General features: G+C 70.5%; 14 protein-coding genes and 1 pseudogene. 14 read left to right on the top strand and 1 reads right to left on the bottom strand.

The window, feature by feature from the left end; translation table 11 throughout:
* The first annotated feature begins 21 nt into the window (after nt 1–21).
* The 8 genes and pseudogenes from OG570_RS16425 (at nt 22) to OG570_RS16390 (ending at nt 7,410) form a co-directional block, all read left to right on the top strand.
* Complete coding sequence (locus OG570_RS16425; RefSeq protein ID WP_326957400.1) at nt 22–519, top strand: DUF4190 domain-containing protein; 498 nt, start codon at nt 22–24, stop codon at nt 517–519.
* A 169-nt stretch (nt 520–688) separates the two neighbouring features.
* On the top strand, nt 689–2,413 hold the full coding sequence (locus tag OG570_RS16420) for a TIGR03767 family metallophosphoesterase (protein WP_326957398.1): 1,725 nt from the start codon (nt 689–691) through the stop codon (nt 2,411–2,413).
* A 111-nt stretch (nt 2,414–2,524) separates the two neighbouring features.
* On the top strand, nt 2,525–2,926 hold the full coding sequence (locus OG570_RS16415) for a PaaI family thioesterase (protein WP_326944640.1): 402 nt from the start codon (nt 2,525–2,527) through the stop codon (nt 2,924–2,926).
* A 71-nt stretch (nt 2,927–2,997) separates the two neighbouring features.
* The gene (locus tag OG570_RS16410) at nt 2,998–4,260 is read left to right on the top strand and encodes a peptidase C39 family protein (RefSeq protein WP_326957396.1); all 1,263 of its coding nucleotides are present in this window, start codon (nt 2,998–3,000) and stop codon (nt 4,258–4,260) included.
* A 58-nt stretch (nt 4,261–4,318) separates the two neighbouring features.
* Complete coding sequence (locus OG570_RS16405) at nt 4,319–4,453, top strand: hypothetical protein (protein ID WP_326957393.1); 135 nt, start codon at nt 4,319–4,321, stop codon at nt 4,451–4,453.
* Nucleotides 4,454–4,566: 113 nt separating this feature from the next.
* Nucleotides 4,567–5,664, top strand: a complete 1,098-nt coding sequence (locus OG570_RS16400) for an S-(hydroxymethyl)mycothiol dehydrogenase (RefSeq protein ID WP_247058328.1) — start codon at nt 4,567–4,569, stop codon at nt 5,662–5,664.
* 65 nt (nt 5,665–5,729) lie between these two features.
* Nucleotides 5,730–6,293 (top strand): gamma-glutamylcyclotransferase family protein, encoded by a 564-nt coding sequence (locus tag OG570_RS16395; protein ID WP_326957390.1) that lies wholly within the window; start codon nt 5,730–5,732, stop codon nt 6,291–6,293.
* A 125-nt stretch (nt 6,294–6,418) separates the two neighbouring features.
* Nucleotides 6,419–7,410, top strand: a pseudogene (locus OG570_RS16390) (IS481 family transposase).
* Here OG570_RS16390 and OG570_RS16385 read toward each other — a convergent pair.
* Nucleotides 7,407–9,026 (bottom strand): FAD-binding oxidoreductase, encoded by a 1,620-nt coding sequence (locus OG570_RS16385; protein ID WP_326957388.1) that lies wholly within the window; start codon nt 9,024–9,026, stop codon nt 7,407–7,409. The pseudogene OG570_RS16390 and the gene OG570_RS16385 sit on opposite strands and share 4 nt — an antisense overlap.
* 97 nt (nt 9,027–9,123) lie before the next feature.
* Between OG570_RS16385 and OG570_RS16380 the strand changes: the two genes are divergently transcribed.
* The 6 genes from OG570_RS16380 to OG570_RS16355 all read left to right on the top strand — a co-directional run bounded on the left by OG570_RS16380 (nt 9,124) and on the right by OG570_RS16355 (nt 14,743).
* Nucleotides 9,124–9,687, top strand: coding sequence for a TetR/AcrR family transcriptional regulator (locus OG570_RS16380; RefSeq protein ID WP_247063704.1), 564 nt, complete (start codon nt 9,124–9,126; stop codon nt 9,685–9,687).
* Nucleotides 9,684–11,225, top strand: a complete 1,542-nt coding sequence (locus OG570_RS16375) for a glycerol-3-phosphate dehydrogenase/oxidase (RefSeq protein WP_326957386.1) — start codon at nt 9,684–9,686, stop codon at nt 11,223–11,225. Before OG570_RS16380 ends, OG570_RS16375 begins: the two co-directional genes overlap by 4 nt.
* Nucleotides 11,226–11,813: 588 nt before the next feature.
* A complete protein-coding gene (locus OG570_RS16370) occupies nt 11,814–12,083 on the top strand; it encodes a helix-turn-helix transcriptional regulator (RefSeq protein ID WP_247058337.1) in 270 nt (89 codons plus the stop codon).
* Entirely contained in the window at nt 12,080–12,634 is a 555-nt protein-coding gene (locus OG570_RS16365; protein ID WP_326957384.1) for a hypothetical protein, read from the top strand. The genes OG570_RS16370 and OG570_RS16365 overlap by 4 nt, the downstream gene beginning before the upstream one ends.
* The gene (locus OG570_RS16360; protein ID WP_326957381.1) at nt 12,627–13,556 is read left to right on the top strand and encodes an ABC transporter ATP-binding protein; all 930 of its coding nucleotides are present in this window, start codon (nt 12,627–12,629) and stop codon (nt 13,554–13,556) included. Before OG570_RS16365 ends, OG570_RS16360 begins: the two co-directional genes overlap by 8 nt.
* On the top strand, nt 13,553–14,743 hold the full coding sequence (locus tag OG570_RS16355; protein WP_326957379.1) for an ABC transporter permease: 1,191 nt from the start codon (nt 13,553–13,555) through the stop codon (nt 14,741–14,743). The genes OG570_RS16360 and OG570_RS16355 overlap by 4 nt, the downstream gene beginning before the upstream one ends.
* Nucleotides 14,744–14,749: the final 6 nt, after the last annotated feature.

Here is a 14,749-nt window from a genome sequence, read left to right as displayed (position 1 = left end):
ACTGACAGAAGTGGGTGCGGCGTGACCGATTTCGACTCCTACCAGCAGCCCGGCCCGGCCGAGCCGGCGTGGCAGCAGTACCCGCCGTCCATGCCGACGCCGGCCCCGCCGGCGGCGATGCAGCCTTACTACGGGACGCAGCCGTACCCGGTCCAGCCCTACGCGGCGCAGGCCTACCCGTCGCAGCCCTACCTCGCCCAGCCCTACCTCGCCCAGCCCTACGCGATGGCGGCGTACCCGATGCTGCGCACGAGCGGCATGGCGGTGGCGGGCATGGTCGTCGGCATCCTGGCGCTGATCGGCTTCTGGGTCCCGTTCGCGGACCTGCTGCTCGGTTTCCTGGCGATCGGCCTGTCGTGGGCCGGCATCGTCCAGGGCGGCCGGCCCGGCTACACCGGCAAGGGCATGGCGATCGCGGGCCTGATCTGCGGAATCATCGGCGTGATCCCGGCACTGATCGTGATGCTGTTCTTCTTCGGCCTGTTCGCCGCCGCCGGAGCGTGCGGCATCGCCTGCTGAGCGGCAGCGCCAGCGGCGGAAATGACCACGACCTTCGGCGGTACACCCCACCCAGCCACCGTGACATGGTGAACCCAAGTGTCACGGTGAATGTTTTTCATGTTCACCGTGTGGTCAACGTCGTCCGGCACGGTGCTGGGCAACCGAGATACCTGGGGAGCGAGACACCATGGCCGAACTCACGCGGCGCACCTTCGCCACCGCCGGCGCCGCCGGTCTCGGGCTGCTGCTCTGCACGCCCACCGCGAACGCGCTCGACCGCGCGCTGCGGCTCACCTCCACCCGCTCCGTCAGCACCGCCGGGACGACCCTCGAGCAGGTCGCGACCGGCGGCGGCACCACGACCTACTCCCGGCTGAGCGCCGGCCCCGGCTGGCCGCTCGTCGTCCGCGGCGATCTCGCCGCCCCGCAGACCGGGCGCGACGACCGGCGCCGCGCGCTCAGCGCGTTCGTGCAGTTCACCGACCTGCACATCACCGACACCGAAAGCCCCGCGCGCTTCGAGTACCTGCACCCCTACATCGGCTCCGCGCACCGGCCGCAGGAAGCGCTCGGGACCGTCGCGACCAGCGCGCTCGTCGAACGCGTCAACAGCGTGCGGCAGGGCCCGTTCACCGGCCGGCCGTTCGACCTCATGGTCACCACCGGCGACAACACCGACAACCACGAGCTGATCGAGCTCGACTGGTTCCTCAAGCTGCTCAACGGCGGCAGCATCACGCCGAACTCCGGCGACGCGAGCGCGTACGAAGGCGTCCAGAACTCCGGGAACAGCACGTTCTGGAACCCGGCCACCCCGGGCGCCGACGCCTACTCCGCCAAGGGTTTCCCGCAGCTGCCCGGCCTGCTCGAAGCGGGCATCGGGACGTTCACCGCGCCGGGTCTCGACGTCCCGTGGTTCTGCACCTTCGGCAACCACGACGACAGCATCGTCGGCTCGCTGCCGGCCCAGATCCCCGGCATCGACGCCTGGTACACCAGCAAGTACAAGGTGATCGGCAAGGACGAGAGCACCGCGAAGAAGCTCGCCGCGGCCATCAAGAAGCCGGGCTCGAGCGTGCCCGTCGCCGAGCTGTTCGGCGGCGGGGGCACGATCCGCGAGATCACGCCGGACGCGCGTCGCCGCCCGTTCAGCACCGGCGAGTTCGTCCGCGCGCACCTGGACACCGCCAACACCGGCCCCGGCCCGGTCGGGCACGGCTTCGGCGCCGACAACGCCGACGGCAAGGCCGTCTACTACACGTTCCGGATCGCGCCGGGCATCACCGGCATCAGCCTCGACACGACGACCGACGCCGGGTTCGCCGACGGCTCGATCGGCCTCGCGCAGTACAGCTGGGTCGAGTCGACGCTCAAGCGCGGCAGCTCGGCGTACTACGACTTCTTCGGCCGCAAGGTCACCCACAGCGTCACCGACGAGCTGTTCCTGCTGTTCAGCCACCACACCAGCGGCTCGATGGGCAACCTGCTGCCGGACTCGCGCCACCTGCTCGACCCGCGCCTCGACGGCAACGCGTTCGTGGCGCTGCTCAAGCGCTTCCCGAACGTGCTGGCCTGGGTCAACGGCCACACGCACCGCAACCAGATCACCGCCCACGCCGGCGGCACGCCGAAGCAGAGCTTCTGGGAGATCAACACCGCGTCGCACGTCGACTTCCCGCAGCAGGCCCGCATCGTCGAGGTAGCGGACAACGCCGACGGCACGTTGTCGCTGTTCACGACGTTGATCGAGGCGGAAGCACCGTACGCCGTGGATTACGACGCCCGGACCCCGCAAGCGCTTGCGTCCCTGTACCGCGAGCTGTCGTACAACGACATCCACGTCGACCTGGGCCGCGTCGGCTCGGACGCGGATCACAACACGGAACTGCTGCTCGTCCACCCGCTTTCCTGAGTCTTCCGCGGCTTGTCGTGAGTGTTTAGGGCGGTTCTAACCGCCCTAAACACTCACGACTACCCCGGAGGTAATCGACCTGCAGCCTCGGCGTCCGGCAAGCTGCGGAGCATGACCGATCCCGAGGGCACGCAGCTCTTCCACCGCTCCATGCCGTTCTCCGAACGCCTCGGCGTCGAGGTTCTGGAGCACGGGCCCGCGCTCGTGCGCAGCCGGCTGAAGTGGGACGAGAGCCTCTGCACGCTCGGCGGCGCGCTGCACGGCGGCGCGCTCATGGCGCTGGCCGACTCGACCGGCGCCGTGTGCGCGTTCCTCAACCTGCCCGAGGGCGCGCAGGGCACGACGACCGTCGAGTCGAAGACGAACTTCCTGCGCGCGGTGCGTTCGGGCTACGCGACTGCGTCGTCCGGACCACTGCACGCGGGCCGCAAGTTCGTCGTGGTGGAGACGGAGATCCACGACGACGACGGCAAGTTGGTCGCGAAAGTGACACAGACCCAGGCCGTCCTCTAGGTACCTGTTTACATACCCGGCCGGACCGGCGAAAATCCCTGGCTACTGGGTGGGTCGAACGAGGAGCCGGGATGCGGGTACGCAGTTTGTTCGCCATATTGTCCGTTGTGATGCTGACGGCGGTGACGGCGCAGGTCGCCGAGGCCGCGCCCGGCCGGCCGGGCGACGACGAGTCGATCGACTACCACGAGTGGGCCGGCGGCCGCCTGCACGAGGGCAGCTTCGCCGGGCTCGCGCTGACCCGCGACGGCCTGCGCATCACCCGCCCGATCGGCACGGTCGAGCACACCGAGCCCGAGCTGGGCACGACGAAGACGTACGAATACGGCCAGTGGACGTCCCCGTCGTACCGCCAGGGCTTCGGCGCGACGCAGCTCGTGTCGTCGTGGAACGCGCAGACGCCGGCGAAGACCTGGCTGCAGGTCGAGGCGCAGGGCAAGACGGCGGCCGGCGCGGAAACCGGCTGGTACGTGATGGGCCGCTGGGCCAGCGGCGACGCCGACATCCTGCGCACCAGCGTCGACGGCCAAGACGACGCGAACGCCCTGGTCGACGTCGACACGCTGGTCACGAAGGCCGGCGTCACGCTCAAGTCGTACAAGCTGCGGATCAGCCTCTACCGGGAGGCGGGCTCGCACGCGACGCCGTCGGTGACGTCGCTGGGCGCGATGACCTCGGCGGTGCCGAGCCGCTTCGACGTCCAGACGACGAAGCCGGGCCGCGCGAGCGGGATCGAGCTGAAGGTGCCGGCGTACGCGCAGAACCTCCACAAGGGACAGTTCCCGCAGTACGGCGGGGGCGGCGAGGCGTGGTGCAGCCCGACGTCGACGGAGATGGTGGCCGAGTACTGGGGCAAGAAGCCGTCGGCGGCGGAGATGTCGTGGATCCCGTCGGACTACGTCGACCCGTCGGTGGCGTTCGCGGCGCGCTACACCTACGACCACGCGTACGACGGCACGGGCAACTGGCCGTTCAACACGGCGTATGCGGCGTCACGCGGGCTGCGCGGGCACATCACCCGGCTGCACTCGCTGAACGAGCTGGAGAACTACATCGTCCGCGGCATCCCGGTGATCACGTCCCAGTCGTTCCTGGCCGACGAGCTCGACGGCGCGGGCTACGGCACGGCGGGCCACATCATGGTGGTGGTCGGCTTCACCAAGGACGGCGACGTGATCGTCAACGACCCGGCGTCGAGCAGCAACGACCGGGTGCGCAACGTCTACAAGCGGGACCAGTTCGAGAAGATCTGGCAGCGCACGCAGCGCTACCGCGCGGACGGAACCGTAGCGGGCGGCCCGGGCGGGATCGCGTACATCATCACGCCGGCGTAGCCCTCGACGTGTCGTGAGGGGCACCCCCAGGGACGTTGTGTCCCTCAGGGTGCCCCTCATGACTGTCCGCGCTGACCTGGCCGGACCGGCACTGCTCCACACCGTCACGCCGAGCGTCGGCCTCACGCCGAGCGCCGGTCTCACGCCGCGCGACCTCGACGTCATCGCCGCCTGGCTCACCACTGTTGCGTAAAGCGCAACACCGTGCACCCTCCGCATCGACTCTCACTCATGCGGATGTCGCCATCTGTGCGTGATCCGTGGCAAGCTGCGGACGAACCAGCAGTGCAGCCGGAAGGTGGATACATGCCGTACGAGGTCCAGGGGGTCGTTTCGCGGGCGAAGGGCGAGCCGGTCTCGCTGGAGACGGTTCTGGTGCCCGATCCCGGGCCCGGTGAGGCCGTCGTCAACGTTCAGGCCTGCGGGGTCTGCCACACCGACTTGCACTACCGCGAAGGCGGGATCAACGACGACTTCCCGTTCCTGCTCGGCCACGAGGCCGCGGGCGTCGTCGAGGCCGTCGGGGACGGTGTCACCGACATCGAACCCGGCGACTACGTCATCCTCAACTGGCGCGCGGTCTGCGGCACCTGCCGGGCCTGCAAGCGCGGCAAGCCGTGGTACTGCTTCTCGACGTTCAACGCCACCCAGCCGATGACGCTCGCCGACGGCACCAAGCTGTCGGCCGCGCTCGGCGTCGGCGCGTTCCTCGAGAAGACGCTCGTCCACAGCGGACAGTGCACGAAGGTCAGCCGCGACGCCGAACCGGCCGTCGCCGGGCTGCTCGGCTGCGGGGTGATGGCCGGGCTCGGCGCGGCGATCAACACCGGCGCCGTCACCCGCGGTGACTCGGTCGCGGTCATCGGCTGCGGTGGCGTCGGCGACGCGGCCATCGCGGGCGCGAAGCTGGCCGGGGCCACCACGATCGTCGCGATCGACATGGACGACCGGAAGCTGGAGTGGGCCAAGGACTTCGGCGCCACCCACACCGTCAACAGCCGCGGGCTGAGCGAAGAAGCCGTCGTCGAGGCCATGCAGGACGCCACCAACTCCTTCGGCCCGGACGTCGTGATCGACGCCGTCGGCCGGCCGGAGACCTGGCGCCAGGCGTTCTACGGCCGCGACCTGGCCGGGACCGTCGTGCTCGTCGGCGTGCCGACGCCGGAGATGCGGCTGAACGACCTGCCGCTGATCGACTTCTTCTCGCGCGGCGGCTCGCTCAAGTCGTCCTGGTACGGCGACTGCCTGCCGAGCCGCGACTTCCCGATGCTGGTGGACCTCTACCTGCAGGGCCGGCTGCCGCTCGACAAGTTCGTCACCGAGCGGATCGGCGTCGACGGCGTGGAGCAGGCCTTCGAGCGCATGCACCACGGCGACGTCCTGCGTAGCGTGGTGACGTTCTGACGCTCTTCGTCGACGAGGACTACCCGGCCGACCCCTACCCGGGGACCCGGCCGGGCTTCTCCTTCGTGCACACCGACGGCGCCGGCCACCCGCTGGACACGGCGCCGGAGGGCTGGCGGCAACGCCAGGCCGTGCTGGCGTACGGCTCCAACGCGAACCCGTCGAAGATCAGCTGGATGCGCGCCGAACTGGGCCTGCGGGGCCCGGTAGTCGTCGCGCACGCCCGGTGCGACGGCCTCGCCGCGGTCTGGGCGTCCGGCCTGCGTTACCGCGACGGCCAGCGCCCGGCGACGCTCACCGCGCTGCCGGGCGTCGAGGAGCACGCCGTCTGGTTCGTGACGCCGGACCAGCTCGCGGTGCTGGACGTCTGCGAGGGCCGCGGCAACCGCTACCACCTGGTCCGGCTGACCGACCCGGACATCACGCTCGAAGACGGCAGCAAGGTCACCGACGTCCTGGCCTACATCGGCGCGATGCCGATCCGCTTCCCGCTGCTGGTCGACGGCAAGCCCGTCCGCACCGCCGACGTCCCGCAGGCGCAGGCCGTCGAGCTGCGGGGCGAGGAAGCGGCCGGCCCGGGCGTCGCGTGCGAGGTCGTCGAGCCGCCGGACGGGCGCACCTTCCCCTAGATGTGATGTCCAGGGACGTTGTCCCGAGTTGAGGTGACCGGTGGCGGCCTGTCGCACAGACAGGTGAAGGCCTCCGGATGTGAAGTGGAGCTGTCTAGGAACCACATCACCGCCCGGAGGCCTTCGTGTCCCACCCTAACGCCACCCTCACCCCACGCACCCGACTACGGCTCGCCCGCCTGATCGTCGAACAAGGCTGGACCTGCACCGCAGCAGCGAAAATGTTCATGGTCGCCGCCAACACCGCCGCGAAGTGGGCCCAGCGCTACCGCACCGAAGGCGCGGCCGGGATGGCCGACCGCAGCTCGCGTCCGCACCACAGCCCGGCCCGCACCCCCAACACCTGGTCCGGTCGATCGTGCGGCTGCGGTGGCGGCAGCGGCTGGGCCCGGTCCAGATCGCCGGCCGGCTCGGCCTGCCCGCATCCACCGTGCACGCGGTGCTGGTGCGTTGCCGGATCAACCGGCTCACCCGGATAGACCGGGTCACCGGTGAACCGCTGCGCCGCTACGAACACGACCACCCCGGTTCGCTGATCCATGTCGATGTCACCAAGTTCGGCAACATCCCCGACGGCGGCGGCCACCGCTACGTCGGCCGTGCCCAAGGCGACCGCAACCGGGCCGCGACACCGGGCAAACCACGCAACGCCTACCGCAACCCCAAGATCGGGACCGCGTTCGTGCACACCGTGCTCGACGATCATTCCCGGGTTGCTTACGCCGAGATCCACGCCGATGAGACCGCCGCTACCGCCACCGCGGTCCTGCGCCGGGCGGTGGGCTGGTTCGCCGCCCGCGGCGTCAGCGTCGAACGCGTGCTCTCGGACAACGGCTCGGCCTACCGGTCCCACGCCTGGCGCGACACCTGCACCGAGCTGCAGATCACTGCGAAACGAACTCGGCCTTACCGGCCGCAGACCAACGGCAAGATCGAGCGGTTCCACCGCACTTTGGCCGAGGGCTGGGCCTACGCCCGCTTCTACCCAGCGGAGACCCTGCGGCGGGCGGCGTTACCGGGGTGGCTGCACTTCTACAATCATCACCGACCCCACAGCTCAACCGGCGGCAAGCCGCCGGTCACCCGGCTGACCAACCTCCCCGGACATCACACCTAGATCAGCTTGCCGGGGTTCAGGATCCCGGTCGGGTCCACCGCGGACTTCGCCGCGCGCAGCACCTCGACGCCGAGCTTGCCGATCTCCGCGCTCAGGTACGGCGCGTGGTCGACGCCGACGGCGTGGTGGTGCGAAATCGTGCCCAGGCCGCTGATCGCCTCGCACGCCGCGGCCTTCGCGCGCTGCCACTGCCCGACCGGGTCGGCCTTGTCGCGCGCGGTCAGCACCGTGAAGTACAGCGACGCGCCCGTCTCGTACGCGTGCGAGATGTGGCACATGACGATCGCGCGGCCCAGCGACGCCGTGAGCGCCGCGCGGACGTCGTCGCGCAGTTCGTCCACAGTGGACCAGTACGTCGCCGTCTCCAGCGTCTCGACACACACGCCGCGGTCCATCAGGGCGTCGCGCTGACGCGGGCCGCCGAACCGGCCGTGCCGCCAGGACTCGCCGAGCGCCTTGCCGACGCGCACCGCGCCGAGCGCCTTCAGCCGGCGCGTGGTCTCGCGGCGCCGGACCGCGACGTCGTGCGCGGTGCCTTCCCAGCCGACGATGAGGAAACACGGCCGCCGCACCCCGCGCGCGGCCAGGTACTTGCGCAGCGCCGTCGTCTTGAGCCCGGCGTTCAGCGCGAGCGACACCTCGGTTTCGTCCACATCGGACAGCCGGGTGACGTCGGCGAGCACGTGGTTCTGGGCGAGGTCGCGGACCGCCGCCGCGCCGGCTTCCCAGCCGGGCAGCGCGTAACCCTCGTACCGCTTGACCAGCGGCGCCGGCCGGACGCGCAGCGAGACCTCCGTGATGACGCCGAGCGTGCCTTCACTGCCGACGGCGAGCTGGCGCAGGTCCGGCCCGGCCGCGGACGCCGGGGCGACGCCGAGCTTCCACTCGCCGCGCGGGGTGGCCAGCCGGACGCCGGTGACCATGTCCTCGAACCGGCCGTAGCCGGCCGACGCCTGGCCGGCCGAGCGCGTCGCCGCGAAGCCGCCGATCGTGGCGCGTTCGAACGACTGCGGGATGTGCCCGAGCGTCAGGCCGCGCTCGCCGAGCAGCCGCTCGGCTTCCGGTCCGCGGACGCCGGCCTGCAGCACGGCGATGCGCGATTCGGTGTCGACCGACACCAGCGCGTCGAGCCGGACGAGGTCGAGCGCGATCACGGACGTCTTCCCGCCGCTGAGCGCCGCGACCCCACCGACCACAGAGGTCCCGCCGCCGAACGGGACAACTCCGACATCGTGCTGCACGCAGACGTCGAGCACGGCCTGGACCTCGTCCGGCCCGGCGGGCAGCACGACCGCGTCCGGCACCGGGAAGTCCGCCGCGGACGACCGACGGCGCAGGAGATCCAGGTAGGACAGCCCGGTGGCCCGTGCGAGCCGCGCCGCGTCGTCGACCAGCACGTTCGCGGTTCCGACGACCTCGGACAGCGCTTCCACTGCAGACTCGGCCAAACTTGACGACGGTATTTTCACCGTCAATTCGGCCACCTGTGCAGCGCTGGGAGCCACCTGGCCTATACGCTGTTCAAGCCACTTCGCCGCCCGCGCGGGCAGCTGGGCGGCATCGGCGGCTTCCGCGGTCCAGGACTGACGGAGACGGTGGTCAATCAGCTCGTTCACGACTACAGTGTGACATATGGACGTGAAACGTCACACCACGCAGACCGCGGGATCTTCCGCGCTCGCGGACACCCGTAACCGGCAGACGGCGACGCGAGTGGCCGATGACGTGCTGCTCGACGCCGCGCGCACCTGCGTGCTGGCCGTCGGTGTGCGCCGCACCACACTCGCCGAAATCGCCCGCACCGCCCGCGTCAGCCGGATGACGGTCTACCGCCGCTTCCCGGACGTGCGCAGCGTGCTCGCCGCGTTGATGACGCGCGAGTTCAGCGGCTTGCTCCGCACGGCGAGCGAACGCGGCGCCGAGGCGGCGGACAGCCGTGAGCGGCTCGTGCTCATCGCCTCGGCCGGCATCCGCGCACTGTCGAACGACCCGCTGTTCCGCACGCTGCTCGACGTCGACCCCGAGCTGGTGCTGCCGTACATCGTGGAGCGGCTCGGCGCGACCCAGCGGTTCGCCGAGCAGGTGCTGCACCAGCTGCTCGAAGCCGGCCACCAGGACGGCTCGGTCCGGCGCGCGCCGGTCGCGGCGCAGGCCCGGTCGGTGCTGCTGCTGGTCCAGTCCTTCGCGTTCTCGCTGCGGCCGGCCACGATGGACCTCGACCCAGCGGCGCTGATGGCGGAGTTCACCCACGTGCTCGACGCGGCCTTGAAACCATGACGTCCGGTTCGCTCAACGCGCGGCGCCGCGAACGCGAGCTCGCGGAACTGGCGTCGGGCGAGCGCGTCGACGTCATCGTGGTCGGCGGCGGCGTCACCGGCGCCGGGATCGCGCTCGACGCGGCGTCCCGTGGTCTGTCGGTGGCGCTCGTCGAGGCGCACGACCTCGCCTTCGGGACGTCACGCTGGTCGTCGAAGCTCGTCCACGGCGGACTGCGGTACCTGGCGCACGGCGAACTGGGCTTGGCGCACGAGAGCGCGGTCGAGCGCGGCATCATGATGACGCGCACGGCACCGCACCTCACGCGCGCGATGCCGCAGCTGTTCCCGTTGTACCCCAGCACATCCCGGACGCAGCAGGCGCTGGTGTCGGCGGGCTTGCGCGCGGGCGACGGCCTCCGCCGAGCCGCGCGAACGCCGTCGTCGGTGCTGCCGCGCCCCCGCACGATCCCCGCGGCAGAAGCGTTGGCCCTGGCGCCCGGGTTGTCCCCTTCCGGCTTGCGCGGAGCCTTGCTGGCGTACGACGGCGCTCTTGTCGACGACGCTCGCCTGGTGGTTTCCCTGGCCCGAACAGCCGCGACGTTCGGCGCCCGCATCCTGACTCGCCTGTCGGCGCTCTCGGTGACGGCCGACCGCGTCCGCGTCCGCGACGGCGTTTCGGGCGACGAGCTGGACCTGGCCGCCCGCCAGGTGATCAACGCGACGGGCGTCTGGGCCGGCACGCTGACCGGCTCGGTCCGCCTGCGCCCGTCGCGCGGTTCGCACCTGGTGCTGGCGCCGGGAACAGTCCCGATGGGCACGACGTCGATCAACATCGGCGTGCCGGGCGAGACCAACCGGTTCGTGTTCCTGCTCCCCCAGCCGGACGGCCGCGTCTACTTGGGACTGACGGACGAGCCCGTTTCGGGTCCGTTGCCGGACGTGCCAACGGTTCCCGAGTCCGATGTGGACTTCCTGCTGTCACTGGCGTCGTCGGTCCTGTCACGCCCCCTGACCCGCGCTGACATCGCGGGCTCATACGCCGGCCTGCGCCCGCTGATCGAGGGCACGGGGGGCCGATCGGCGGACCTGTCCCGCAAACACGCGGTGCTGGCGGGTTCCGACGGCCTGCTGACGGTGGTGGGCGGCAAGCTCACGACGTACCGGCGCATGGCGGAAGACGCGGTCGACGCGGCGGTGCGACTGGCCGGGCTGTCGGCTTCGCCTTGCCGAACGGCCAGACTTCCGTTGCTGGGCGCGGCCCGCCGCGAGGATCTGTCCCTTGTGGACGCCCCGGCCCGCTTGGTGGCCAAGTACGGCACGGAGGCCCCCCGGGTCGCGGCACTGGGCGAGCTGGACGCGGAGTTCGCGGCACCGGTATCGCCGGGCACGGAGATCACGGCGGCGGAGATCGTCTGGGCGGTCCGCAACGAGGGCGCGTTGGACATCGAGGATGTGCTGGAACGCCGGACCCGCTTGGCCCTGGTCCCAGCGGACGCCGCCGCGGCGACCCCACGAGTGGCCGAACTGGTCGACAAAGCCCTGGCCGGCCTGGCCTGACGCCGAGACGGCACTTTCACGTGAAAGTGCCGCTTGGCGGGCGAAGAGCACGCGACCCGACGCACCGACCGCCGCTCACTCCACCCGCGCCCCGACCGCTAGCCGTTGATGGAGGTTTCGGGACGTTGAACGACCCGAAACCTCCATCGTCAGAAGCAGTCATCCGCGAACGATCGCACCGGCCCTCCGACGCGGCCGTGGCAACACCGCGGCTGCGGACCGGTCGGCAAGCCTCGCCCCAGGGCGGCACTTTCACGTGAAAGTGCCGCTCGAATCCGGCCAGCGCCCTGCCGCGGCAGCCCCGCCACGAACGTCCCAGCAAACGCCCACCACCTGGCCTGCCCCCACCCCGGGGAACCGCCAGCCAACACCGCCGTTGAATCTCGCCGGCCACGCCCGCCGCCCAAAAGCAGCCCCCGCCCTCTCCGGGGGACCGGCCCCGCTTCCAGCGTATCGGCACCCCCCGACAAACCCCGCGAAAAGCCTTCGCCGAGGCCGAGCTGTCCACATCACAAACGGGCTGTGGACAAGCAGGCTTGATGTTCTCTTAGGTTGACGAGTCGTTGGGTTTTTGCAACAGTACGTTTCATGAGTCCGGTCAGACGCGGCAAGGAGCTGCCGATCCACAACCGGCTTCCCGTGCTTCGTGCGGAGCGGGGGATGAGCCGGGCCGCGTTGGCGAATGCCGTCGAAGTGAACCCGCAGACCATCGGGGCGCTCGAGCGCGGCGACCACTATCCGAGCCTGGACCTGGCCTTCCGGATCTGCGCGGTGTTCGACCTGCCGGTCGAAGCGGTGTTCAGCCGCGAGCCGTTCCTGCCACTGTCCACCCAGGTTTACCGCGAGGGGGGAGCATGACCATGATCGAACAGCAGGGTCGGCTGGCGGCCTACTGGGAACGTCAGCTCGACAAGATGGACGAACGCGAACTGCGGCACGCCCAGCGGCTGCCGGGCTGGCGCGACCGGCGGCACCGGCGTGCGCTGGCCGGGGTGCTGGTCGTCGCCGACCTGGTGCTCGTCGGCAGTGCGGCCGTCTTCACCTTGGTCTCGCCGTGGCTGTACTTCGGCCTCTGGATGGGCTCGCTGCTGGCCGGCGGAGCCGCCTTCACGCTGCTGAAGATCCTGACCGGCCGGATGAGCGGGAGCTTCTCCCGGCTGCTGGACGAGCGCGAACGCGAGTGGCGCCACCGCGTCACCTACATCGGCTACCTGGCGCTCGTCGCGCTGATGCTGGTCGCGATGTTCTACACCCTGGTCGTCGCCGGGCAGGCCGAGGGCGCGTTCCGCGGCGTGATGATGATGTCCGCACTGCTGGTCACCGGCACCACCGTCCCGCCCATCGTGCTGGGCTGGTCGCTGCCGGACGACGACCCCGAGGATTTCGAAGAGGGGGACACACATGAGTGAGGGGAACCTGGAGATCGACGCGATCTCCAAGCGCTACGGCGCGAAAGTGGCGCTCGACGGCGTCACGTTCGACGTCCGCGCCGGGGAGCTGTTCGGCTTCGTCGGCAGCAACGGCGCGGGCAAGACCACGACGATGCGGATCGCACTGGGGGTGCTGGCCGCGGACGGCGGCGAGGTCCGCTTCGACGGCAAGCCGATCACGCACGAAACCCGCACGCACATCGGCTACATGCCGGAGGAACGCGGGCTGTACCCGAAGATGAAGGTGCTGGACCAGCTCGTCTACCTCGCCGAGCTGCACGGCCTGACCACGAACGAAGCCCACCGCAACGCCGAAACCTGGATCACCCGGCTCGGCCTGGCCGAGCGCCGCAAGGACGAGGTGCAGAAGCTCAGCCTCGGCAACCAGCAGCGCGTCCAGCTGGCCGCGGCGCTGGTGCACGACCCGGCCGTGCTGGTGCTCGACGAGCCGTTCTCCGGCCTCGACCCGCTGGCCGTCGACGTGATGAGCGCGGTGCTGCGCGAGAAGGCCGCGGCCGGCGTGCCGGTCGTGTTCTCCAGCCACCAGCTCGACCTCGTAGAACGGCTCTGCGACCGGGTCGGGATCATCCGCAACGGCCGGATGGTCGCCGTCGGCACCGTCGGCGAGCTGACCGCCGAAGCCGGCAGCAAGCTCGTGGTGACGGCGCCGGGTGCGCGTCCCGGCTGGGCCGCGAGCCTGCCCGGCGTGCGCGTGCTGGAGGAACGCGACACGACCACGGTGCTCGGCCTCGAACCGAGCGCCGACGACCAGGCCGTGCTCGCCGCGGCGCTGTCGACCGGGCCGGTCACCGAGTTCAGCCACCGCCGCCGGACACTGACGGAGCTGTTCCGCGACGCCGTCTCTCAGAACGACACAGCGGACAAGGGGGAGCCACGATGAGGACGCTGAGTGGCCGGCGGGCCGTCTGGCTCGTGATGAAGCGCGAGCTGAACACGCGGCTGCGCACCCGCTCGTTCGTGATCGGCACCGTCGTGATGCTGGTGCTGCTGCTGGGTTACGTCGGGTTCCAGACGGCGCTGGCCGGGGCGGCGGACAAGCGCACGGTCGGGCTGACCGGGCAGGCCATCGGGATCGCCCAGCAGCTGCAGACCAAGGCGGCGCAGTCGGGCCAGCAGATCTCGACGGTCATCGTCACCGATCCCGCCGAGGGCAAGCAGAAGGTCGAGGACGGCGACTTCGACGCGCTCGTCTCGGGCAGCGCGGCGAAGCTGACCGCCACCTACAAGTCCTCTTTGGACACCAGCCTGCGCACGGTGCTCGACCAAGTCGCGCAGCAGCAGGTGCTCGACGGCGTCCTCTCGGCCGCGCAGCTCGAACCCGCCGACGTGATGGCGCAGGTCAACGGCACCCACGTGCAGGACGACGCGCTGTCGCCGGAGCCGGCCGACCACACGGAACGGCTCATCCTCGGCGTGATCGTCGCGTTCCTGCTCTACATCAGCATCATCACCTACGGCATGATGGTCGCCCAGGGCGTCGTCGAGGAGAAGTCGAGCCGGGTCGTGGAGATCCTGCTCGCCAGTGTGCGGCCGTGGCAGCTGCTGCTGGGCAAGGTGATCGGGCTCGGCCTGGTCGGCCTGACGCAGCTCGTCATCCTCACCGTCGCCGGGCTGATCGCGGCGACGGCGACCGGCGTGCTCTCCCTGACCGGCTTCGCGACCGGCGCGTTGCTGTGGGGCCTGCTCTGGTACCTGCTCGGTTTCCTGTTGTACGCCACGATCTACGGCGCGCTCGGCTCACTCGTGTCGCGGCAGGAGGACACGCAGTCCGTGGTCGGGCCGATCAACGTCGTGCTGATCATCGGGTTCGTCTCCGGGTTCAACCTGCTCCTGCAGGACCCGGACGGCACGGCGACCAAGGTCGTCTCGCTTATCCCGCTGCTCTCGCCGATCCTGATGCCGGCCCGGATCGCGACCGGCGCCGCGACGGGCTGGGAGATCGGGCTGTCGCTCGGGTTGACCGTCGCGCTGGTCGCGCTGCTCACCTGGCTGGGCGGCAAGATCTACGGCAACAGCGTGCTGCGCATCGGCAGCCGCATCAAGCTGTCGGAGGCCCTGCGCGGCTGACCGGTC

The organism is Amycolatopsis sp. NBC_01286, assembly GCF_035982555.1.
In the GTDB taxonomy this organism is placed as follows: domain Bacteria; phylum Actinomycetota; class Actinomycetes; order Mycobacteriales; family Pseudonocardiaceae; genus Amycolatopsis.
Note: the sequence above shows the minus strand (reverse complement) of the source record. Positions and strands in the feature narration are given on the sequence as shown.